The organism is Diaphorobacter nitroreducens (assembly GCF_002214645.1).
GTDB classification, from domain to species: domain Bacteria; phylum Pseudomonadota; class Gammaproteobacteria; order Burkholderiales; family Burkholderiaceae_C; genus Diaphorobacter; species Diaphorobacter nitroreducens.
Genome location: NZ_CP016278.1, coordinates 3,019,372 through 3,039,942, shown reverse-complemented (window position 1 = coordinate 3,039,942; position 20,571 = coordinate 3,019,372). Strand labels below are relative to the sequence as shown.

The 20,571-nt window shown below is 69.4% G+C and carries 22 protein-coding genes; 15 read left to right on the top strand and 7 right to left on the bottom strand.

Going from position 1 to position 20,571, the window contains the following annotated elements; genetic code table 11:
- Positions 1-66 precede the first annotated feature (66 nt).
- From BA022_RS14325 to BA022_RS14315, 3 genes are all read left to right on the top strand, one after another.
- Positions 67-456, top strand: a complete 390-nt coding sequence (locus tag BA022_RS14325) for a VOC family protein (RefSeq protein WP_228403613.1) — start codon at positions 67-69, stop codon at positions 454-456.
- Positions 457-548: 92 nt separating this feature from the next.
- Positions 549-1,019, top strand: coding sequence for a GyrI-like domain-containing protein (locus BA022_RS14320; RefSeq protein ID WP_012655292.1), 471 nt, complete (start codon positions 549-551; stop codon positions 1,017-1,019).
- A 77-nt stretch (positions 1,020-1,096) separates the two neighbouring features.
- Complete coding sequence (locus BA022_RS14315; RefSeq protein ID WP_012655293.1) at positions 1,097-1,825, top strand: helix-turn-helix transcriptional regulator; 729 nt, start codon at positions 1,097-1,099, stop codon at positions 1,823-1,825.
- Between the two features lie 268 nt (positions 1,826-2,093).
- On the opposite strand, the gene BA022_RS14310 is transcribed toward BA022_RS14315, so the two are convergent.
- The 3 genes from BA022_RS14310 to lplT all read right to left on the bottom strand — a co-directional run bounded on the left by BA022_RS14310 (position 2,094) and on the right by lplT (position 4,945).
- Complete coding sequence (locus tag BA022_RS14310) at positions 2,094-2,579, bottom strand: glutathione peroxidase (protein WP_088887893.1); 486 nt, start codon at positions 2,577-2,579, stop codon at positions 2,094-2,096.
- The gene (locus BA022_RS14305; protein ID WP_088887892.1) at positions 2,576-3,517 is read right to left on the bottom strand and encodes a DMT family transporter; all 942 of its coding nucleotides are present in this window, start codon (positions 3,515-3,517) and stop codon (positions 2,576-2,578) included. The genes BA022_RS14310 and BA022_RS14305 overlap by 4 nt, the downstream gene beginning before the upstream one ends.
- Before the next feature lie 150 nt (positions 3,518-3,667).
- Positions 3,668-4,945 carry a lysophospholipid transporter LplT gene (gene lplT, locus BA022_RS14300; RefSeq protein WP_088887891.1) on the bottom strand — a complete coding sequence of 426 codons (1,278 nt, stop codon included), beginning with the start codon at positions 4,943-4,945 and terminating at the stop codon, positions 3,668-3,670.
- A 140-nt stretch (positions 4,946-5,085) separates the two neighbouring features.
- Here lplT and alr point away from each other — a divergent pair, with 140 nt between their 5' ends.
- From alr to BA022_RS14285, 3 genes are all read left to right on the top strand, one after another.
- On the top strand, positions 5,086-6,183 hold the full coding sequence (gene alr, locus BA022_RS14295; RefSeq protein ID WP_088887890.1) for an alanine racemase: 1,098 nt from the start codon (positions 5,086-5,088) through the stop codon (positions 6,181-6,183).
- 8 nt (positions 6,184-6,191) lie between these two features.
- Entirely contained in the window at positions 6,192-7,025 is an 834-nt protein-coding gene (locus tag BA022_RS14290; protein ID WP_088887889.1) for a hypothetical protein, read from the top strand.
- 237 nt (positions 7,026-7,262) lie between these two features.
- On the top strand, positions 7,263-8,282 hold the full coding sequence (locus BA022_RS14285) for a cytochrome-c peroxidase (protein ID WP_088887888.1): 1,020 nt from the start codon (positions 7,263-7,265) through the stop codon (positions 8,280-8,282).
- Positions 8,283-8,388: 106 nt separating this feature from the next.
- On the opposite strand, the gene BA022_RS14280 is transcribed toward BA022_RS14285, so the two are convergent.
- Positions 8,389-9,003: a glutathione S-transferase family protein gene (locus tag BA022_RS14280; RefSeq protein WP_088887887.1), complete on the bottom strand. Its 615-nt coding sequence runs from the start codon at positions 9,001-9,003 to the stop codon at positions 8,389-8,391.
- Positions 9,004-9,150: 147 nt separating this feature from the next.
- Complete coding sequence (locus BA022_RS14275) at positions 9,151-9,333, bottom strand: hypothetical protein (RefSeq protein WP_012655300.1); 183 nt, start codon at positions 9,331-9,333, stop codon at positions 9,151-9,153.
- Positions 9,334-9,442: 109 nt separating this feature from the next.
- Between BA022_RS14275 and radA the strand changes: the two genes are divergently transcribed.
- The 8 genes from radA to BA022_RS14235 all read left to right on the top strand — a co-directional run bounded on the left by radA (position 9,443) and on the right by BA022_RS14235 (position 17,180).
- A complete protein-coding gene (radA, locus tag BA022_RS14270) occupies positions 9,443-10,825 on the top strand; it encodes a DNA repair protein RadA (protein WP_088887886.1) in 1,383 nt (460 codons plus the stop codon).
- Positions 10,826-10,894: 69 nt separating this feature from the next.
- Positions 10,895-11,335, top strand: coding sequence for a glycerate kinase (locus tag BA022_RS14265; protein WP_088887885.1), 441 nt, complete (start codon positions 10,895-10,897; stop codon positions 11,333-11,335).
- A gap of 46 nt (positions 11,336-11,381) precedes the next feature.
- Positions 11,382-12,320: a branched-chain amino acid transaminase gene (locus BA022_RS14260; RefSeq protein WP_047350207.1), complete on the top strand. Its 939-nt coding sequence runs from the start codon at positions 11,382-11,384 to the stop codon at positions 12,318-12,320.
- Positions 12,321-12,324: 4 nt separating this feature from the next.
- Entirely contained in the window at positions 12,325-12,531 is a 207-nt protein-coding gene (locus BA022_RS14255; protein WP_088887884.1) for a zinc-finger domain-containing protein, read from the top strand.
- Positions 12,532-12,639: 108 nt separating this feature from the next.
- A complete protein-coding gene (locus BA022_RS14250) occupies positions 12,640-13,947 on the top strand; it encodes an O-antigen ligase family protein (protein ID WP_088887883.1) in 1,308 nt (435 codons plus the stop codon).
- A gap of 63 nt (positions 13,948-14,010) precedes the next feature.
- Positions 14,011-15,114: a glycosyltransferase gene (locus tag BA022_RS14245; protein WP_088887882.1), complete on the top strand. Its 1,104-nt coding sequence runs from the start codon at positions 14,011-14,013 to the stop codon at positions 15,112-15,114.
- The gene (locus tag BA022_RS14240) at positions 15,111-16,190 is read left to right on the top strand and encodes a glycosyltransferase family 2 protein (protein WP_418236093.1); all 1,080 of its coding nucleotides are present in this window, start codon (positions 15,111-15,113) and stop codon (positions 16,188-16,190) included. The genes BA022_RS14245 and BA022_RS14240 overlap by 4 nt, the downstream gene beginning before the upstream one ends.
- A gap of 3 nt (positions 16,191-16,193) precedes the next feature.
- Positions 16,194-17,180: a glycosyltransferase family 32 protein gene (locus BA022_RS14235; protein ID WP_088887881.1), complete on the top strand. Its 987-nt coding sequence runs from the start codon at positions 16,194-16,196 to the stop codon at positions 17,178-17,180.
- Between the two features lie 68 nt (positions 17,181-17,248).
- Here BA022_RS14235 and BA022_RS14230 read toward each other — a convergent pair whose 3' ends face one another.
- Together BA022_RS14230 and BA022_RS14225 are read right to left on the bottom strand one after the other, a co-directional pair.
- A complete protein-coding gene (locus tag BA022_RS14230) occupies positions 17,249-18,313 on the bottom strand; it encodes an NAD(P)H-dependent flavin oxidoreductase (RefSeq protein ID WP_088887880.1) in 1,065 nt (354 codons plus the stop codon).
- A gap of 4 nt (positions 18,314-18,317) precedes the next feature.
- Positions 18,318-19,220: a LysR family transcriptional regulator gene (locus BA022_RS14225; RefSeq protein WP_088887879.1), complete on the bottom strand. Its 903-nt coding sequence runs from the start codon at positions 19,218-19,220 to the stop codon at positions 18,318-18,320.
- A gap of 78 nt (positions 19,221-19,298) precedes the next feature.
- Here BA022_RS14225 and BA022_RS14220 point away from each other — a divergent pair, with 78 nt between their 5' ends.
- Entirely contained in the window at positions 19,299-20,567 is a 1,269-nt protein-coding gene (locus BA022_RS14220; protein ID WP_088887878.1) for a YbfB/YjiJ family MFS transporter, read from the top strand.
- Positions 20,568-20,571 lie beyond the last annotated feature (4 nt).

The following is a 20,571-nucleotide window of genomic DNA, read 5'->3' as shown; positions in this document are numbered from 1 at the left end:
ACGACGCTGTCAGCAGCTTCCCCGCAGCATGGAGTCCTTCGCAACATGCTTTCAAGGAGCCCCTCCATGACCACCCCCTCATCCAGCCAGGCCATCAACTGGTTCGAGATTCCGTGCGCCGATCTCGGCCGTGCGCAGTCCTTTTACGAGCGCATGCTGGACCGCCCCATGCGCCGCGAAGACTTCGGCAGCGAACCCATGGCCCTGTTCTCCAAGGACGATCCCGCGACGGGCGGCTGCCTGGTGGCGGGCCCGCAGCGCCGCGCGGCGCCTGACGCGGGCGTGCGCATCTACCTGGACTGCGAGCCCAGCGTGGAGGCGGCTTTGGCCCGTGTAGTGTCTGCCGGTGGCCAGGTCGTGGATGCCTGCACGCAGCTGCCCCAGGGCATGGGGTACATCGCCCACGTGCGCGATACCGAGGGCAACACCATCGGCCTGCACGCCATGGCGCGCTGAGGCGCCGGCTCGCACACCCTGCTGACATCCCGTTGTCAGCAGGGTGGCGGCAGCATCGGCGCGTTCTTGGATTCCGTTCAGGAGAGATTTCCATGACCCCAATCACCGTCCAGGTGCCGGCGTTCAGCGTGGCGGGCGTTGCCGTGCGTACCTGCAACCGAGACGAGGCCCAGCCCGAACGGGCGCGCATAGGCGCACTGTGGGACCAATTCTTCACCGAAAGCTGGGCGCGCCAGTTGCCCGGCCCCGGGGCCGATGGGCGCCTCTACGGCGTCTACAGTGCCTATGAGTCCGATCAGCATGGCGCCTTCGACGTGACGGCCGGCGTGTCGGCCGCCGTGCAGGCCGATCCGCCGGTGGGCGCGGCCCGCATCGAGGTGCAGCCGGGCAGCTATCTGGTGTTCCACTGCGAGGGGCCCATGCCGCAGATGGTGCTCGACGCCTGGGCCGCCGCGTGGCGCTACTTCGAGGAACATCCCGAGGTGCGGCGCCGCTTCGACACCGACTTCGAATGCTACGAGGGGCCGGAGTGCGTCGCCCTACACATCGGCGTGCTGCTCTGAGTGCAGGCACGGGCGCTGTCCTGCCTGGCACCCGGCACCGTACCATGCGGACCATTCCTTCCGTGGCCTGAGATTCCATGCGCCGTGCCGACCGCCTGTTCCAGATCGTCCAGCTCATCCGGGGCCGGCGCCTGTCCACGGCCGCCTTTCTCGCCGGGCGGCTGGAAGTGTCGCTGCGCACCATTTACCGCGACGTGGCCGACCTGCAGCACCAGGGCATACCCATTGAAGGTGAGGCCGGCGTGGGCTACCGCCTGGGCGCGGGCTTCGAGTTGCCGCCGCTGATGTTCAGCCAGGGCGAGGCCAACGCCCTCGTGGCCGCCGCGCGGCTTGCGCAGACCTGGGTCGATGGCGGCATGGCGCGCGAGATCGAGGGTGCGCTTGGCAAGATCCTCTCGGTGCTGCCGCCCGCCGCGCGCGCGGCGGCCGAGGCGCAAGCGCTCTACGCGCCGGGCTCTGGGCTGGATACGCGCGCCCAGGCCGCGCTGCAGGCGCTGCGCGAGGCCGTGCAGTCCTGCCATGTGGTGCGGCTTGACTACGCCGACGTGCAGGGGCGGCCCAGCCTGCGGCGCGTGCGGCCGCTGGGCTGCTTCTACTGGGGCAAGGTGTGGACGCTGTCGGCCTGGTGCGAGCTGCGCGATGACTTCCGGGGCTTTCGCATCGACCGCATCGCGGCCTTCGAGGTGCTGGACGAGCGCTTCCGCCAGGAGCCCGGCAAGACCCTGGCCGACCTGCTGCGCCAGGTCGAGGCCCGGATGCGTGACTGCCCGGCCGAGGGGCTGGACGGCGCCGCGTTCTCCTCCTGACCTTTTTTGCTCCTCCGCTGCGGGGATGGATTGCCATGGGCCGTCCTGACCGCCGGCCGCAGTCCAGCGCCGGGTCTGCGCGCGCGCTGCAAACCTGTCCCCCCACGGAGTACCCACGCAGCATGGCACGGTGAGAGCCGCGGGCCGTAGCCCGCTTGCTGCCTTGGCTGGTCTTGGCAGGCCCGGAGGCCGGTATCGGGGCTGTACTTGCCGCTGCCTTTGTGGAGCGTGTATGTCGCGCCGGACCGCTTGTGAAAACCGCTTCGCCTCAGGCCGCCAGCGCTGCCTCGATGTCGACCGTGAGCTTCTCGGGAGCTTCCTGCGGCGCGTAGCGGCGGATCACCTGGCCGTCCCGGCCGACCAGGAACTTGGTGAAGTTCCACTTGATCGCCTTGGTGCCCAGCACGCCGGGCGCTTCGGCGGTGAGCCAGCGGTACAGCGGGTGCGCGTCGCTGCCGTTGACGTCGATCTTGGACATCATGGGAAACTGCACGCCATAGTTGCGCTGGCAAAAGCCCGCGATGGCGTCGTTGCTGCCCGGGTCCTGGTGGCCGAACTGGTTGCACGGAAAGCCGAGCACTACCAGCCCGCGCGGCCCATAGCGTTCATGCAGCGCCTGCAAGCCGGTGAACTGCGGCGTGAAGCCGCAGGCGCTGGCGGTGTTGACGATGAGCAGCACCTGACCGCGGAAGTCGCTCAGTGGCTGGGGTGTGCCGTCGATGCGTGTCGCGTCGAAGTCATACGCAGTGGTCATGGGGCCTCCGGTCGTGTGTCCGTCACCTTATCACTGGGGGCATGGGGTGTGCCTGCTGCATGCGCCCGTGGCCGCCAGACCGACCAGCCGGCCGCCAGCAGGATCAGCGCGCCGCCGGAGAGGGTCCCGCCCGTCAGCTGTGCCGCGCCCAGCAGCGTCGAGGAGCCGCTGGCGAACACCACCTCCGACAGCATGATGATCGCCGTCGTTCCCGCCGCCAGGCGCGCGGCGCCAAACTGCAGCGCCCAGTTGCCGATCAGCAGCACGACCGCCAGAAGCGCCGCCACCCAGGCCCAGGTGGCGTTCAGCGGTGGAAAGGGCGGCACCAGGCCCAGGGATCGGCCCAGCTGGGCCGCCAGCAGCGCCATGAGCATGCAGCCGCCGAACATGGCGACCATGCGCGCCTGGCCCGGGACGGCGTGCAGGCGGCGCAGGGTGACGTTGGTCACGGCAAACGTGAAGCCGCCGAGGATCGCGAGCAGATCGGCCAGCGTCAGGGCGGCGAGCAGGCGCGGCAGGCCGCCCTCGGCGGGCCACAGCACCAGCAGCACGCCGCTGAAGGCCAGCAGCAGCCGCGCCAGCGCCTGCGGCGTGGGCCGCTCGCCCAGGAAGCGCCAGGCCAGCAGCACGCTCCAGGCTGGCATCAGATAGAACAGCAGGATCACGCGGACCACGTCGCCAATGGTGATGGCCCAGTTGAAGGCCACGTTGTTCAGGCCCGAGCACAGCGCCAGCAACCACAGGGCCCGGTGCTGCCGCAGCTGCGCGGAGATGCCCGGCCGCAGCGCCAGCAGCACAAGGAGGATGGCCCCATACATGAGCGCCGTGGCCCACAGCGGGTGCAGTCCCGCGCCGTGCATCTGCCGGAACGGCCACCAGGACAGTCCCCAGATGAAGGCGTTGAACAGCAAGGCCAGGGCGGGAAGCGGAGATTGCATGCAAAAAGTGGCCGTAGCGCTTAACTGTTAAGCGCAAGCAGCTATCAAAAACAGAGTGGTGAAGGCGCGAAGACGCCCAGCCTTTGCGGCGCATTGTGCCGGCGCGACGGCGGGCGCGCGGGGCTGCGCGGGGTGGCCCCAGGCGCCGGTTCAGTGGTGGTCGTGCCGGGCGATGGAGAGCAGGTGCTCCACTTCCTCGGGATGGCTGCGCACGTTGTGCGCGTGCCAGCGGCCGATCAGCCACATCACGCCCGCCACCAGCATGCCGAAGGCCGTGATGGCACCGAAGGCCGACAGCCCGAACTTGGTGGACAGGCTGTAGAACGCGCCCATGCCGAGGATGGCGGCCTGCTCGTTGAAGTTCTGCACGGCAATGGAGCGGCCCGCGCCCATCAGGTTGTGGCCGCGGTGCTGCAGCAGCGCGTTCATGGGCACGACCAGGAAGCCCCCCAGCCCGCCCAGCAGGATCAGGAACGGAATGGCCAGCCAGATGTTGCTGATGACGTTCATCAGGATCACCAGCAGGCCCATGGCGATGCCCATTGGGATCACGCGCGTAGCCATGTCCAGGCGCATGTGCAGGGACGCCGCCACCGCGCCCGCGGCCGTGCCGATGGCCACCACGCCCACGAGGGCCGAGGCCTGCGTGGTGCTGTAGCCCAGGGCCGCGGCGCTCCAGGCCAGCACGATGTAGCGCAGGTTGCCCGACACCCCCCAGAACAGCGTGGTGGTGGACAGCGAGATCTGCCCGAGCTTGTCGCGCCACAGGCGCCCGTTGCAGGTCCAGAAGTCGGGCAGCAGCGCCAGCGGGTTGGGTGGCAGGGGGCGCATCTCCACGCCCGTGTGCGGGATGCGCAGGTTGAACCACGCCGCCAGCATGTACACCGGCACCAGCGCCAGGATGGCGGCTTCGGCCGCGAGGTCGATGCCCAGATCGATGCCCGGCATGTCCAGCGCCAGCAGATGGCCGGCGATGTGGGGTGCGACCAATTGGCCGCCCACGAGCACGCCCAGGATGATGGAGGCGATGGTCAGCCCCTCGATCCAGCCGTTGGCTTTCACGAGTTGGGATGCGGGCAGCAGCTCGGTGAGGATGCCGTACTTGGCCGGCGAATACGCCGCCGCGCCCAGGCCCACCACAGCGTAGGCCAGCAGCGGGTGGTGGCCGAACAGCATCATCAGGCAGCCCACCACCTTGATGGCATTGCTGATGAACATCACCCGCCCCTTGGGCATGGAGTCGGCGAATGCGCCCACCCACGGCGCCAGCACCACGTAGAACAGCGCGAACATGGGCACCAGCGCCGCGCGCTGCCACTCCGGCGCGCCGCTCGTACGCAGCAGTTCCACCGCGGTCACGAACAATGCGTTGTCGGCCAGCGAGCTGAAAAACTGCGCCGACATGATGGTGTAGAAACCGCGCTTCATCGGGTGGCTGGTGGCTCCATCAGCGGGAATGATGGCCTGTGAAAATTCGAAACACTCCGAGGAGCGACGGGCGGTTATATCACGCGACCCTGCGCGCCCAGTGCCAGAATGGCCCCCGTCCAGTCCGTAGAAACACCCCCATGCCGCGCCCCATTCTTGCGACCATCCATCCCGCAGCCGTGCACCACAACCTGGAGCGCGCGCGCCGTGCCGCGCCCGATGCGCGCGTGTGGGCGGTGGTCAAGGCCAACGCCTACGGCCACGGCATCGAGCGCGTGTTCGAAGGCCTGCGCGCCGCCGACGGTTTCGCTTTGCTGGACCTGGCCGAGGCCGAGCGCGTGCGCGCTCTCGGCTGGCGCGGCCCGATCCTGCTGCTGGAGGGCGTGTTCGAGCCGCGCGACCTGGAGCTGTGCTCGCGCCTGGGCCTGTGGCATGCCGTGCACTGCGATGCGCAGATCGACTGGCTGGCCGCGCACAAGACGCAGGTGCCGCACCGCGTGTTCCTCAAGATGAACTCCGGCATGAACCGCCTGGGCTTCACGCCCGAGCGCTACCGCAGCGCCTGGGCGCGCCTGAACGCGCTGCCCCAGGTGGACGAAATCTCGTGCATGACCCACTTCAGCGACGCCGACGGCCCGCGCGGCATCGCGCACCAGGTGCAGGCGTTCCACGCCGCCACGCAGGACCTGCCGGGCGAGCGTTGCATCGCCAACAGCGCCGCGCTGCTGCGCCACGGCGGTGATGCGCAGGTGCGGCTGGACTGGGTGCGCGCGGGCATCGTGCTGTATGGCAGCGCGCCCGACCATCCCGAGCGCCGCGCGGCCGACTGGGACCTGCAGCCCACCATGACGCTGGCTTCGCGCATCATCGGCGTGCAGCAGCTGCAGGCGGGCGACACCGTGGGCTACGGCTCGCGCTTCACGGCGCAGGGGCCGCTGGGCATCGGCATCGTGGCCTGCGGTTATGCCGACGGCTATCCGCGCCACTGCGATACCGGTACGCCCGTGCTGGTGAACGGGGTGCGCACGCGCACCATCGGGCGCGTGAGCATGGACATGCTGGCCGTGGACCTCACGCCCGTGCCCGGCGCGGGGCTGGGGGCCGAGGTCACGCTCTGGGGCCGCGCCGCCAACGGCGCCGTGCTGCCCATCGACGAGGTAGCGCAAGCGGGCGGCACCATCGGCTACGAGCTGATGTGCGCGCTGGCACCGCGCGTGCCCGTGGTGGTGCAGGACTGATTCCCTCCATGGTCCGGGTGCGCGGCCGCACGGGCGCCTCGTGGCGCGGCATGCGCCTGCCGCAGCGGCTGCAGGAGGGCCTGCGCCAGCGCCATGCCCTGCGGCTGCACGGCTGGTGCCTCGGCAGTCTGATCCTGGGTGTGATGTGGGCGGTGTCCCATGCGCAGATGGCGCTGGGCGTGCCGTCGCTGGCGCTGCGCTACCTGGCCACGCTGGGCGTGGGATATGGGGTCTATCTGTTGGTGCTGCGCCTGTGGGCCGCATGGCTGCTGCGCCGGCGCAGCGATGCGGGCGATGCGCCCGACGGGCTGGACCTGCTACCCGATGCGGGCTGGCCCGCCGGCCCGGGGCCGCAGGGCCCCGCGCCACCCTTGCACGGCGGTGGCGGCGACTTTGGCGGGGCGGGCGCGACTGGGCAGTGGGAAGCGCCGGTCGCAGATGGCGCTGGCGGCACCGGATGGGGCGGTGATCTGGGCGACGCGGCCTCGGGCGCGCTGGAGGCCGCGGGAAGCGCCGACGAAGCCGCCGTGGTGGTCGTGCCGGTGGTGGCGATCTTCGTGGTGGGCGTGGCGCTGCTGGGGGGTGCGGGTGCGCTGGCGTGGCTGTACTTTGGCAGCGAGGTGCTGCTGGCCGTGGCCGTCGAACTGGCGTTCTCCGTGGCCTCGGCACGGGCGCTGATGGGCGCGGAGCGCGCGGGCTGGCTTGGCGCGGCCTGGCGCCTGACGGGCAAGCCCTTGCTTGGCGCCCTGCTGTGCGCGGTGGCCCTGGGCGCGGCGCTGGACCATTGGCTGCCGCAGGCGCGCTCGCTGCCACACGCGGTGCAACTGCTGCGGGGCCGTTGACCTTGCCTCTGGCGGGGCCCTGCGGCCCACGCGGCATGCCTTGGTGATGGCGCTGGGTTGCTGAAAGACCATTTTGCTGAAAATGTTTTTGGCTTTGTTTTGCATCAAGCCATTACTCAGGGTCTTCCCGAAGAATGACTCTCACAGCGAACACCTGCTGTGCGGCCCGCAGGGGCGCCCCGGGTGCTCGGGCGTGCAGCGCTTTGAACGTTCGCTGAACAAGAAGTGGAGTCCCCTATGCAAAGCCAGTCCCCCTCCTCCCGTCCCGCCGCGCGGTTCTTCCTGGGCATCGTCTCGGCTGCGGCCCTGCTGTCCATGGGCAGCGCCGGCGCACAGGAGCCCGTGCAGCCCATCGCGCCCCACAAGGTGACCAACCCCGCCCAGGTCACGCTGGGCAAGAAGCTGTGGTTCGATCCGCGTCTGTCGCGTTCGGGCTTCATCTCGTGCAACTCGTGCCACAACCTGAGCATGGGCGGCTCGGACAACCTCAAGACCTCCATCGGCGACAAGTGGCAGAAAGGCCCGATCAACTCGCCCACGGTGTTGAACTCCAGCCTCAACCTGGCCCAGTTCTGGGACGGCCGCGCGAAGGACCTGAAAGAGCAGGCGGGCGGTCCCATCGCCAACCCGGGCGAGATGGCCTTCTCACATGACCTCGCGGTAGACATGCTGCGCTCCATTCCCCAGTACGTGGCGGAGTTCAAACGGGTCTTCGGGCATGACAAGCTCACCATCGACGAGGTGACGGCCGCCATCGCCGCGTTCGAGGAAACGCTGGTGACTCCCAACGCGCGCTTCGACCAATGGCTCAAGGGCGACAAGAAGGCCATCACGGCGCAGGAACTGCGCGGCTACCAGCTCTTCAAGACCAGCGGCTGCGTGGCCTGCCACAACGGCCGCAACCTGGGCGGCAACTCCTTCCAGAAGATGGGCCTGGTCGAGGCATACAAGACGGACAACCCGGCCGAGGGCCGCTCCGCCGTCACGGGCAACGACGCCGAGCGCTTCAACTTCAAGGTGCCCACGCTGCGCAACGTGGAACTGACCTACCCCTACTTCCACGACGGCGCTGCCGACACGCTGGCCGAGGCCGTGGACACCATGGGCCGCATCCAGTTGGGCAAGAAGTTCACCGCGCAGGAGAACGCCGACATCGTGGCCTTCCTCAAGACGCTCACGGGCGATCAGCCGCAGATCGCCCTGCCGATCCTGCCGCCCTCCAGCGATGCGACCAAGCGCCCCCAGCCCTTCGACTGATGCGCCGTCACGGATGAAAGCCGGCCCGCTTGCGGGTCTTTACAGGCCGGGGCCTCGCAAGGGGCGCCGGCCTTTTTTTTGGGGGCGGGTATGCCCCGCCTGGGCGTCAGGCCAGGGCGCGCTGCACCGCGGGGCGCTGCGCCATGCGCTGGGAGTGCGCGTGCACCTTGGGAAACTGCGCGATGTCCACGCCGTCGCTCTTGAGCCAGCCCGCAACGGTGAAGAGGTAGCCGTCGGCCACCGAGTACTGCTCGCCCAGCACCCACGGGCCGTCGCCCAGGTAATGGCGCTCGATCAGCGTGAAGCACTCGGTCATGTTGGCGGGCACCTTGCGCTGCATGGCGGCCTGGGCCTCGGGCTCGTCGGCCCAGCGGCTGGCGCGCGGGCGGTGGGCGTGGGCGATGTGCACGGTGGAGGCCAGGTAGCTGTGGAATTCCTGCAGGCGCGCGAAGCCGAAGGGGTCTGCGGGCGCCAGGCGCGCATCCGCGAAGCGCTGCGCCACGTAGGCCAGCAGGGCGGGGGTCTCGGTGAGCGTTCCGTGCTCGGTCACCAGCGCGGGCACGCGGCCCTTGGGATTGACCGCAAGGTATTCGGGCGAGCGCTGCTGCTGGCTGGCGAAGTCCACGCGGACCAGGGTATAGGGTGCTTGCGCTTCCTCCAGCGCGATGCGCACGGCCTGTGCGCAGGTACCGGGGGTGAAGTAGAGGGTGAGAGAGGTCATGGACGGCGGGCGTGTTGGAGGATGGATGATCGTATTTATAAAAAGAGGAGCGGCTTGCGCTCAATCCCAGGTCATTTCGATGCAATAAGTACCTGAATGTGGCTTGTGGCAAGCGCTGGTAGCTCCTTTTTTTGATGCACCAGGAACTCAGGAGCCCACGCTGGCCGGCTGCGCGCCGGGCAGGGGCGCGGCGGGCGCCGAGGGCTTGGGCACGGCGGGGACCGAGGGCAGGTGCGGCGGATCTGCGGGCTTCTTGTCGCAAGCGGCCAGCGCCAGTGCGCAGGCGGTCAGCAGCGGCGCGGCCAGGGGGCGAAGTGTCGGCAGGGGCATGGCGGGTCCTTCCGGAGTCGGTGTTCGCCCGGCGGGGCGGCACTGCCCGTTAGGATAGGACAGATCCCCCGCGCCGGCCCACCGCCGGCCTACGCTGCGTCCTGCCACCATGGCCAAAGAAAAAACCATCTTCTCCTGCACCGAATGCGGTGGCACCAGTCCGCGCTGGCTGGGCAAATGCCCTTCCTGCGGTGCGTGGAACACCCTGATCGAATCCGTGCCCGACGCTGGACCGGGCAAGAACCGCCTGAGCGGGGCCGGCCAGTACGCGGGCCTGGCCCAGGCGCAGGCGGTGATGCCGCTGGCCGCCATCGAGGCGACCGAGGTGGCGCGCACTGCGAGCGGCATCGAGGAACTGGACCGCGTGCTGGGCGGTGGCGTGGTCGAGGGCGGGGTGGTGCTCATCGGCGGCGACCCGGGCATCGGCAAGTCCACGCTGCTCTTGCAGGCGATGGACGCGCTGCAGCGCGCGGGCCTGCCCACGCTGTACGTGACGGGCGAGGAGAGCGGCGCCCAGGTGGCGTTGCGTTCGCGCCGGCTGGGGCTGGATGCGAGCCAGGTGAACGTGTTGGCCGAGATCCAACTCGAAAAAATCCTCGCCACCGTGGAGGCCACGCAGCCCGCGGTGTGCGTCATCGACTCCATCCAGACCGTCTATTCCGACCAGCTCACCAGCGCCCCGGGCTCGGTGGCCCAGGTGCGCGAGTGCGCGGCCCACCTCACACGCATGGCCAAGGCCACAGGCATCGCCGTCATCCTGGTGGGCCACGTGACCAAGGAGGGTGCGTTGGCCGGCCCGCGCGTGCTGGAGCACATGGTGGACACGGTGCTGTACTTCGAGGGCGACACGCACAGCAGCTTCCGTCTGGTGCGCGCCATCAAGAACCGCTTTGGCGCCGTGAACGAGATCGGCGTGTTCGCCATGACCGAGAAGGGCCTCAAGGGCGTGGCGAACCCCAGTGCCATTTTTTTGAGCCAGCACAGCGAGCCGGTGCCCGGCAGCTGCGTGCTGGTCACGCTGGAGGGCACACGGCCCATGCTGGTGGAGATCCAGGCGCTGGTGGACGGCGGGGGGCCCAGCCCGCGGCGCCTGTCGGTGGGGCTGGAGCGCGACCGCCTGGCCATGCTGCTGGCCGTGCTGCACCGCCACGCGGGCGTGGCCTGCGCCGACCAGGACGTGTTCGTCAACGCCGTAGGGGGCGTGCGCATCAGCGAACCCGCGGCCGACCTGGCCGTGATGCTGGCCATCACCAGCAGCCTGCGCGGCAAGGCGTTGCCCAAGGGCTTCATCGCGTTTGGCGAGGTGGGCCTGGCTGGCGAGGTGCGCCCCGCACCGCGTGGCCAGGAGCGCCTGAAGGAAGCCGCCAAGCTGGGCTTCACGGTGGCCGTGGTGCCCAAAGCCAATGCGCCCAAGAGGCCGATCGCCGGGTTGGAGATCCACGCAGTGGAGCGCGTGGACGAGGCCATGACTGCCGTGCGCGGGCTGGACTGACGCGTCGTGTCGCAGGGGCTACGCAGCTTCCACAGCGGCGCTGGTGGTGCTGCGTAGGACAATGCGGCCATGAATCTGCGCAAGATATTGATCCCGGCGGGCATCGTCGTCCTGGTCATCGCCGCCTACCGCGCCTATGGTCCGCAGGGCATCCTCACCGTGAGCGGAGGGCTGGTCATGTGGGGGCTGCTGCATTACACGCGGCTCATGAACGTGATGCAGAAGGCGCGTAACCACCCGATCGGCTACGTGGGCAGCGCGGTAATGCTCAATGCCAAGCTGAAAGCCGGTGTGAACCTGCTGCACGTGGTCGCCATGACGCGCGCGCTGGGCCAGCAGCTGTCGGCGGACGGCCAGCAGCCCGAGCTCTACCGCTGGACCGACGGCACGCAGTCGCACGTGACCTGCGAGTTCGTCAACGGTCGCCTGGTGCGCTGGGAGTTGGTGCGACCCGCCCCGCAGGAGGACGCGGGCCCCCCTGCCGCCGCCAACCCGGCGGACGAATCGTAGAATTGCCTGCTTTGCGACCCACGCAGTTCTCTCGAAAAGGATCTCCATGAGCCCCGTTGTTCCCTCCATGGCCGACCGTGACGGCAAGATCTGGATGGATGGCCAGATGGTGGATTGGCGCGACGCCAAGATCCACGTGCTGACCCATTCGCTGCACTACGGCTGCGGCGCCTTCGAAGGCGTGCGCGCCTACAAGACGGAGCAGGGCACGGCCATCTTCCGCCTGGAAGAGCACACCAACCGCCTGTTCAACAGCGCCAAGATCCTGCGCATGACGATCCCCTTCACCAAGGACGAGGTGAATGAGGCGCAGAAGGCCGTGGTGCGCGAAAACCAGCTCGAATCTTGTTACCTGCGTCCGCTGACGTGGATCGGCTCGGAAAAACTGGGCGTCTCGCCCAAGGGCAACAAGATTCACCTGATCGTCGCCGCCTGGGCCTGGGGCGCGTACCTGGGCGAGGAAGGCATGCAACGCGGCATCCGCGTCAAGACCAGCAGCTTCACGCGCCACCACGTCAACATCACCATGACGCAGGCCAAGGCGTCGAGCAACTACACCAACTCCATCCTGGCCAACATGGAGGCCACCGACGATGGCTACGACGAAGCCCTGCTGCTGGACAGCGCCGGCTTCGTGTCCGAAGGCTCGGGCGAGAACGTGTTCATCATCAAGGACGGCGTGGTGTACACCCCCGACCTGTCGGCCGGCGCGCTCAACGGCATCACGCGCAACACCGTGTTCCACATCTGCAAGGACCTGGGGCTGGAGCTGGTGCAAAAGCGCATCACGCGCGACGAGGTGTACATCGCCGACGAGGCCTTCTTCAGCGGCACGGCCGCCGAGATCACCCCGATCCGCGAACTGGACCGCGTGCAGATCGGCAGCGGCAGCCGCGGCCCGCTGACCGAGAAGATCCAATCGGCCTTCTTCGACATCGTGAACGGCCGCAATCCCAAGTACGCCCACTGGCTCACCAAGGTCTGAACCCATGTCACAAGCCATCGTTGAACTGCTGGCCAAGGATCTCAACCTCCAGGGCGGCGTGTATTGCCCCAGCCCCAAGGCCGACATGAAGCTCTGGAACAGCCACCCCAAGGTCTACCTGGACGTGGCCCACACGGGCGAGGCCAAGTGCCCCTACTGCGGCACCGTGTACCGCCTGAAGGCGGGCGAGGTTGTCCACGCCGGGCATTGATGCGGCGTTCGCGCCTCGGGCGAGTCTCGAGCATGCTGGCACCATCGCTGCCTCGGCTGCGGTGCGTTGATATTTGCACGGCCGATTGGCTAGGGCTGCGTATTGTTCATGACGATTGATGATCTTCTGGGCCCGGGGCCCTGGCCTCGTCGGGTTGCCACCGCGGCTGTATTTCTGGTACCCGCGCTGGCGCTGACGGTGCAGTCAGGCTATTCGTATGGTGCGGCGCTGCTATTGGTCTGCGCTCTGTGCTCCCTGCACCGCTGGCCTCGCCTGCCGCAGGATCGCTGGACCTGGGGCTTTGCGGCCGCCATGTCCGGTATCGGGGTTTTGTGGCTGGTGCTGGCCAATCCGCTGGAAGGTTTAGGGGGTTGGGATCGCCCTTCCAAATTCGCCTTCGGCATTGTCTGCCTGTTCTTCGTGAGTACTGCAGCTCCCAAGCCCGGGGCGCAGTTCTGGGGACTGCTTGCCGGGTGTGCGGGTGCAGGTGTCGTGGCGCTGTGGCAGGTGTACGTGGAGCACTCCCCGCGTGCATCGGGCTTCCCCACTGGGAGGACTAATGCCATCCAGTGGGGCAATCTGGCACTGCTGATGGGCACCATGCTTGCCGTGCAAACGTTGGCTTTGCGAGAACACTTGAGTCGTAGGGCTGTGGCTCTGGCCTGCCTGGGAGGGCTGTTGGCGCTGAATGCATCTGTGCTTTCGCAATCCCGGGGGGGATGGCTGGCGTTGCTGATGGCCGCCCCGGTAGGCTTGTATTTCCTGTGGTGCTTCTATCGCAGCGAGTTGTGGCGCATGCTGGCGGTGGCGACCATTGCATTGATCGTGCTGGGTGCCGCCAACCATAGGGTGTTGGCTGAGCGCTGGAACGTGATGGAGAAAGAAGTGCTGGTCTATAGCACCGCGCGCGCGGCTGATAACTCCGTGGGTCAGCGGCTGGAGCATTGGCGCTTTGCTTGGGAGGTAGGCCTGGAGAAACCCATTCTCGGCTGGGGCATGCGTGGCTATCTGGCCGAAAAGGAAAAGCGGGTGGCGGCGGGGCAGTACGAGCCCTCCATCCTTGAATACATCTACACCCACAACGAACCCCTGGATATGTTCATCAAGGCGGGCCTTGTGGGCGTGCTGTTGCTGCTGCTGTTCTATGCGGTGCCGCTGGGCATGTTCTGGCCCACCCGCGCGCGCATGGCCGCCTACGCGGGGCAAGCGGCCGAGGTGCGTGCGCAGGTGCTGGCGCTGCGCATGGCGGGCGTGTGCATTCCGTTGCTGTATGCGGGATTCGGGATGACGCAGGTCTTCTTTGCACACAACAGCGGGATCATGTTCTACCTGTTCATGGTAATGACCACCTGGTCGGCGGTGCGCGGCATGGACGCGCTGTACGCGGGCAAGGGGTCCGCGGCGGCTGCGGCATAAGGCCAGGCCATGGTGTCTGCGGCGTCTGCCCCTGGCCTTCCCGGCGCGGCCGGCGCCCCGGCCATGCGCCGGCCGCGGGTGCTGCATTTCGTGACGGGCGGGTTTTCCGGCGCCACGCAGGTGGCCGTGGATCTGGTACGTGCGCACGCGGCTTCGGGCCGCTGCGAGGCCTTGCTGGTGCTGCGCCGCAAGCGGCACACGCGCAACGAACGCGTGCAGGCCCTGCGGGACCAGGGGCTGGCTGTGGAAACCGTGGCCGGCTGGGCGCACCTGGCCACCATCTGGCAGCTGGTCGCACTCTGCCGGCGTTTCCAACCCGACGTGCTGGTGGCCCATGGGTTCAGCGAGCATTTATGGGGCCGCTATGCCGGATTGATCGCTGGCGTGCCCCACCTGGTGCATGTAGAGCACAACTCGCGCGAGCGCTACACCGCCTGGCGGCTGCGCCAAGCCCTGTGGCTGGCTGAGCGCACCGGCCTCATCGTGGGCGTCTCCGAAGGCGTGCGCCAGAGCCTGCTCGCGCGTGGCTTTCCCGCCGCCAAGACCGTGGCCATTCCCAACGGCATCGCGCTGGGGCCGTATGAGCTGGCACGCCATCCCGCTTGGGCCGACCGTGTGCCGGGCATCGTCATGGCCGCGCGCTTTGCGCGCCAGAAGGACCATGCCACGCTGCTGCGCGCCGTCGCGCTGCTGCGCGATCGCGGCCTCACGCCGCCCGTCAAGCTGGCCGGCGGCGGCAAGGCGGCGGCGCAGCGGGCGGCGCGCAAGCTGTGCACGACCCTAGGGTTGGACGGGCAGGTGGAATTCCTGGGCCATTGCGGTGATGTGCCGGGACTGCTCATGGGCCACCGCATCTGCGTGCTGGCCACGCACTACGAGGGCATGCCGCTGTCGCTGATCGAGGGCATGGCCGCAGGCTGTGCGGTGGTGGGCAGCCGTGTGGTGGGCGTGCAGGAAATCATCGATGACGGCCGCAATGGCCTGCTGGCCGCGCATGCCGATCCCGCATCGCTGGCCGAGGCACTGGAGCGGTTGCTGATGCGCGACGACGAGGCGCAGCGCATGGCCCAGGCCGCGCAGGAGGACGCCCGGCACCTGTACAGCCTGCAGACCATGACGAAGCGGTACGAGGACCTGCTGCTGCGGGGGCTGGAGGTTGCTCAGTGAGCGGCGCCGTGCGCGCGCCGGCTGCGCCCTGGCTCAGCATCCTGGTGCCGGTCTACAACGTGCAGGACTATCTGGAAGCGTGTCTCGCCTCCGTGGTGGAGCAGGTGGCGCAACTGCCGCTTGCCGGGGAGGGGGGCGCGGGCGTGGAGGTGCTGGTGCTCGACGACTGTTCCACCGATGGTTCGCGTGCACTCATGGAGCAATTGGCGCAGCGCTGGCCCGGCCGGCTGACCCTGATGCGCCACGCGGTCAACCAGGGCCTGAGCGCCGCGCGCAACACCATGATCGACGCCGCCCGCGGTGAATACCTCTGGTTCCTGGACTCCGACGACAAGCTGCTGCCCGGCGCGCTGGCCGGTTTGCAGGCCACCGTGCAGCGCCATGCCCCGGATGCGGTGCTGTGCGACTTCATGGTGTGGCGCGAGCGTACGCAACTCAAGCACCGGCTGCGCGGCGAGGGCCATCGCGCCACCTCTGCCGGCCCGGCGGGGGGGCTTCAGCGCGACCGCGCTGCGCTGCTGACGGGCGTGTTGATGACCGGGCAGTTGCATGCCTGGTCCAAGGTCACACGGCGCGCGCTGTGGGGCGCAGACCTGCGCTTTCCCGCGGGCCGCTACTTCGAGGACATGGCCGCCATGCCGCTGGCCCTGCTGCGCGCGCGCAGCTATTGCTACATGCCCCAGCCCTGGGTGGCCTACCGCCAGCGCGGCAGCAGCATCCTGGCGACGATGACCCTGCCCAAGGCGCTCGATCAGTCACGGGCATTGGGCGCGTTTGCCCAGGCGCTGCGCACGGCCGAGGCCGAAGGGGCCTTGCCTGCCAGCGTGGCGCTGCATTTCGCCCTGGCCCACCAGAGTGCGCGCAACCTTGCCGGCGCGGCGCGCTTCCTGGAGCGGGCCGATCTGCCCGTGGCCGAACGCCGAGTCGCAGCGCAGCGATTGCGTGACGACTTCGCTGCGGCATCGCCGTTGTCGGCGCAGGCCTTGCTGCGCGCCTACGTGCGGCGCGGCTGGTGGCTGCGCGCGCTGCGGCTGCGCCGTGCCTGGGGTGTCGTGGCGGTCGAAAAAAAGGGCTGACCCATGTCGCATGCGCCATCCTCCACCCACTGGAAGCACCGGGGAGAACTGTGGCTGGCGGGCTGGCTGAAGCGCTGGTACCGCCTGCGCCCGCGCGACCTGGAGCCTGCCCCGGCACCCGTGTTCACGCTGCACGCTATGGGCACCGCAGCCGCAGCGCCGGCCGCGCGCACGGCCATTCCCCGCATTCTCTGGAGCTACTGGCAGGGCGGCACACCGCCGCTGCTGGTGCAGCGCTGCTTCGACCACTGGCGGCGCCTGCATCCGCATTTCGAGATCCGCATCCTGGACGAGCGTGGCGTGCTGCAGTACCTGCCGGCCATCCCTGCTGCACTCGACGGCGCATCGGCGGCCAAGCGTGCCGATTGGATCCGCCTGGAGCTGCTGCGCCGCCACGGCGGCATCTGGCTGGACGCGAGCACCATCCTCACCCAGCCGCTGGACTGGGTGCTGCAGGAGCAGGCGCGCACGGGTGCCGACTTCGTGGGCTACTACCTGCAGCAGTACACCAGCGTCCCGGACCGGCCGGTGGTGGAGAACTGGTTCATGGCCGCGCCGCCCGGCAGCCCCTTCATCGAGGATCTGCAGCGTGAATTCACGCAGGAGGTCATCGCCCGCACCGGCGAGCAGTACATCGCCCACCTGCAGGCCCAGGGCCTGTACGCGCAGGCGCTGCAGCGCATCGACATGCCCGCCTACCTGACCATGCACCTGGCGCTGCAGGTGATCCTGCTGCGCGGCGGCAGCTACCGACTGGGCCTGTCCCCCGCGGAGTCGGGGCCGTACTTCCTGCACGTGCAGGGCCGCTGGCGCCGCGCCGCGCTCAAGATGCGGCTGCTGTTCATGCATGCGCGCGGGCCGCTGCCGCCGCTGATCAAACTGCGTTCGCCCGACCGCCGGCGGCTGGACGACTACCTGGCCCAGGGCCTGTACCTGCCGGACAGCGTGGCGGGGCAGTGGCTGGATGGGGATCGCGCCACCCTCCGATAATTCTCTGCTTTGCTATATATTGAATAGCTGCTGGCGCTTGATGGTAAAGCGCTAGAGCCCCAGAAGACTTAAACCTTCAGGCGCTGCAGTGCGGCCTGCCATTCCTGCGCCAGCAGCGCCACCAGCTGCTGTGCAGGCAGCGCGCGCGCGGCGGCCACGCCCTGGCCTGCCCACAGGGACAGGTAGTCCGCGCGTCCCTGGCTGGCGGCGGCCTTGCGCAGCGGGCCGGTCAGCGCGTTCTGCACCGGATACGCGGGCACGGTGGCCTCGTGCGGTGCCAGCCGCTGCATCAGCGTGTTGACGATGCCGCGGGCGGGTCGGCCGGAGTAGATGCGCGTGACGCGCGTGTCCGTGGCCTGGGCGCGGGCCATGGCGGCGCGCTGCGCGGGGCCGATGGCGGACTCGGGGCAGGCGAGGAAGGCCGTACCCAACTGCACCCCCTGCGCGCCCAGCGCCTGGGCAGCCGCAATGCCGCGCCCGTCCATGATGCCGCCGGCGGCAATCACCGGGATGGAGAGCGCATCCACGCACTGCGGCACCAGCGCCAGGGTGCCGACCATGCTGGCCTCGAAGTCGCCCAGGAAGGTGCCGCGGTGGCCGCCGGCCTCCATGCCGCTGGCGACCACGGCGTCCGCACCCACGGCGGCCCATGCCTGCGCCTCGGCCAGCGTGGTGGCGGTGCCGATCACGTAGCAGCCAGCCTCGTCCTGGAGGCGGCGCACCTGGACCGCGCTCAGGATGCCGAAGGTGAAGCTGGCCACGGCGGGGCGGGCCTCCAGCAGCGCCTCGAACTGGGCGTGGAAGTCCTCGCACCAGCGCGCCGGCGCCTCGGGTGGGGGCAGGCCGAGGTCGGCGTACAGCGGCGCCAGGCGGTCGATGGCCGCTTGCACCGTGGCCGCATCGGGCGTGGGCTGCTCCAGCACGAACAGGTTCATGCCGAAGGGCTTGGCGGTGGCCGCACGCACGGCCGCCGCGGCCTCGCGCATGGCCTGAGGCGACCGCATGCCGCAGCCCAGAAAGCCCAGGCCGCCGCCCTGGGAGACGGCGGCGGCCAACTGGGGCGTGTCCGAGCCCGTCATGGGCCCCTGGAAGAGGGGCAGGTCGATCTGCAGGCGTTGCAGCAAGGCATTCATGGGGTCAGCTCCGCAAAGAAGAATCGGGGGTGAGGACAGAGGGGGTGTCCTGGGCGCCGTGCAGCGCTGCTTGCAGCGCGGCCAGCGCGGGCGTGGCATAGCCCGTGCGGTGCACCAGCACCGTGTCGCAGGGGCCCAGCGGCACCCAGCGCAGTGCTGGCGGTGTGTGCAGCAGATCGACCACCGCCTCAGGCACCACGCCGGCGCAACGGCCCCCGGCCACGCAGGCCAGGATGGCCGGGTAGGACGCGAGCTCCAGTACCTGCGGCGCCTGGCCCGTGGCCTCGCGCATCCAGTCTTCGCCGATGCGGCGGTAGGTGCAGCCGTGCGCAAACGCGGCCAGGGTGTGCACGCGCAGGTCGGCAGGTGTTTCGACGGGCGGGTGGCTGGCCGGCAGGCCCAGCAGCAGCGATTCCGTCCAGACGGGCGTGCGCTGCACCGGGGCCTCCTCGTCCAGGCCCGGCGGCGGCCAGGCCACCAGGGCGCAGTCGAGTTCGTGGGCCAATACCTGCTCCACGAGTTGGCGTGAGGGAGCGGTGCGCAGCTCCAGCACCAGCGCGGGCCAGCGCGCATGCAGTTGCGCCAGGGGCGCGGGCAGGCGCGCGGCGGCCGTGCTTTCCATGGCGCCGATGCGCAGGTGGCCGGCGGGGGTGCCCGGGTGCAGGGCCTGGCGCGCCTCCTCGGCCAGCGCCAGCAGGCGCTCGGCATAACCTTGCAGCGTGGCGCCTGCGGGTGTGAGCACCATGCGCCGCCCCTCGCGCAGGAACAGGGCGGTGCCCAGTTGCTCCTCCAGCTGCTGCACGCGCGTGGTCACGTTGGACTGGGCGCGGCCCAGCCGCTCGGCCGCGCGCGTCACGCTGCCCTCGTGGGCCACCGTGCGAAAAATCTCCAGTGCGACCAGGTCCATGGATTCGTTTGTGAGATGATTTATAAAAAAATCATCTTAAAAAAGATTGATGGCGATCATACCGCCGGAGACCGCGCCATGGAACCACAAGCCACCCCGTCGATTGATGTGCCCGCGCCCCGCGGGCCCGCCCTGCACTGGAGCGAGCGGCCCCATGCCGTGGCCCTGGCCGGCATGCTGGCGCTGGCGGTGGCCATGGGCGTGGGACGGTTCGCGTTCACCCCGCTGCTGCCCATGATGCTGCACGACGGGGTGCTGACCCTCACCGAAGGCAGCTGGCTGGCCACGGCCAATTACGTGGGCTACCTGCTGGGGGCGCTGGCCTGCATGGCACTGCCCTGGGTGGCACCGGGTTTTTATGCGCGCTGGCATCCGGCGCGGCTGGCGCGTGCCGGGCTGGTGGCCACGGTGCTGCTCACGCTGGCGATGGCGCTGCCCGTGGCCGCCGCGTGGCCGGCGCTGCGCTTTGCGGCCGGGGCCGCCAGCGCCTTCGTGCTGCTGAACGTGGCGGCCTGGTGCATGGTGCGCCTGGCGGTGCTGGGCCGCCCGGCCATGGGCGGGCTGATCTTCTGCGGGCCGGGCGTGGGCATTGTGCTCACGGGGCTGGCCGCCAGCGCGATGGTGGCGGCGCAGTGGCGTGCGGCCTCGGGCTGGGTGGTCTTCGGGGTGCTCTCGGTGCTGCTGTGCGTGGGCGTGTGGCCCGTGGTGCGCGGCCGCGCGGTCAAGACCGACGCCGGTGCCCAGCCCCGCGCGGCCGGGCAGGGGGGAAACGCCGGCACCCTGGCGGCGCGCTGCGTGCACGCCGTGGCGTACGGCCTGGCGGGGCTGGGCTACATCGTGACCGCCACCTTCCTGCCCGTGATTGCGCGTGCCGCGCTGCCCTCCGGTTCACCCTGGCCCGACCTGTTCTGGCCGATGTTCGGCGCGGGCGTGGCCGTAGGCGCGGCGCTCAGCACGCGCGCGCCCAGCGCCTGGGACCGGCGCTGGCTGCTGCTGGCGGCGTATGCGCTGCAGGCGCTGGGCATCGTGCTGGGGCTGGTCTGGCCCACGCCGGCGGGCTTTGCACTCAGCAGCGCGCTGGTGGGCCTGCCGTTCACGGCCATCACCTTCTACGGCCTGCAGGAGGCGCGGCGCCTGTGGCCGCAGTCTGCCGACAGCTTTGCGAGCCTGGTCACGGCCGTCTACGGCCTGGGCCAGATCGCGGGGCCGCCGCTGGTGGCGTGGCTGCTCGCGCACGCCGATGCCGGCCAGGGCTTTGCCCGCGGGCTGGCGCTGGCGGCGGGGGCACTGGTGGCCGGCGCGGCGATGTACGGCTGGTCGGCCTGGCGCTGGCCGCAGCGCGCCTGACAGG

Coding starts and splice junctions, on each gene's coding strand:
- BA022_RS14325 (WP_228403613.1), top strand. CDS start 67: ATGACCACCCCCTCATCCAGCCAGGCCATCAACTGGTTCGAGATTCCG.
- BA022_RS14320 (WP_012655292.1), top strand. CDS start 549: ATGACCCCAATCACCGTCCAGGTGCCGGCGTTCAGCGTGGCGGGCGTT.
- BA022_RS14315 (WP_012655293.1), top strand. CDS start 1,097: ATGCGCCGTGCCGACCGCCTGTTCCAGATCGTCCAGCTCATCCGGGGC.
- BA022_RS14310 (WP_088887893.1), bottom strand. CDS start 2,579: ATGACCACTGCGTATGACTTCGACGCGACACGCATCGACGGCACACCC.
- BA022_RS14305 (WP_088887892.1), bottom strand. CDS start 3,517: ATGCAATCTCCGCTTCCCGCCCTGGCCTTGCTGTTCAACGCCTTCATC.
- lplT (WP_088887891.1), bottom strand. CDS start 4,945: ATGAAGCGCGGTTTCTACACCATCATGTCGGCGCAGTTTTTCAGCTCG.
- alr (WP_088887890.1), top strand. CDS start 5,086: ATGCCGCGCCCCATTCTTGCGACCATCCATCCCGCAGCCGTGCACCAC.
- BA022_RS14290 (WP_088887889.1), top strand. CDS start 6,192: ATGGTCCGGGTGCGCGGCCGCACGGGCGCCTCGTGGCGCGGCATGCGC.
- BA022_RS14285 (WP_088887888.1), top strand. CDS start 7,263: ATGCAAAGCCAGTCCCCCTCCTCCCGTCCCGCCGCGCGGTTCTTCCTG.
- BA022_RS14280 (WP_088887887.1), bottom strand. CDS start 9,003: ATGACCTCTCTCACCCTCTACTTCACCCCCGGTACCTGCGCACAGGCC.
- BA022_RS14275 (WP_012655300.1), bottom strand. CDS start 9,333: ATGCCCCTGCCGACACTTCGCCCCCTGGCCGCGCCGCTGCTGACCGCC.
- radA (WP_088887886.1), top strand. CDS start 9,443: ATGGCCAAAGAAAAAACCATCTTCTCCTGCACCGAATGCGGTGGCACC.
- BA022_RS14265 (WP_088887885.1), top strand. CDS start 10,895: ATGAATCTGCGCAAGATATTGATCCCGGCGGGCATCGTCGTCCTGGTC.
- BA022_RS14260 (WP_047350207.1), top strand. CDS start 11,382: ATGAGCCCCGTTGTTCCCTCCATGGCCGACCGTGACGGCAAGATCTGG.
- BA022_RS14255 (WP_088887884.1), top strand. CDS start 12,325: ATGTCACAAGCCATCGTTGAACTGCTGGCCAAGGATCTCAACCTCCAG.
- BA022_RS14250 (WP_088887883.1), top strand. CDS start 12,640: ATGACGATTGATGATCTTCTGGGCCCGGGGCCCTGGCCTCGTCGGGTT.
- BA022_RS14245 (WP_088887882.1), top strand. CDS start 14,011: ATGCGCCGGCCGCGGGTGCTGCATTTCGTGACGGGCGGGTTTTCCGGC.
- BA022_RS14235 (WP_088887881.1), top strand. CDS start 16,194: ATGTCGCATGCGCCATCCTCCACCCACTGGAAGCACCGGGGAGAACTG.
- BA022_RS14230 (WP_088887880.1), bottom strand. CDS start 18,313: ATGAATGCCTTGCTGCAACGCCTGCAGATCGACCTGCCCCTCTTCCAG.
- BA022_RS14225 (WP_088887879.1), bottom strand. CDS start 19,220: ATGGACCTGGTCGCACTGGAGATTTTTCGCACGGTGGCCCACGAGGGC.
- BA022_RS14220 (WP_088887878.1), top strand. CDS start 19,299: ATGGAACCACAAGCCACCCCGTCGATTGATGTGCCCGCGCCCCGCGGG.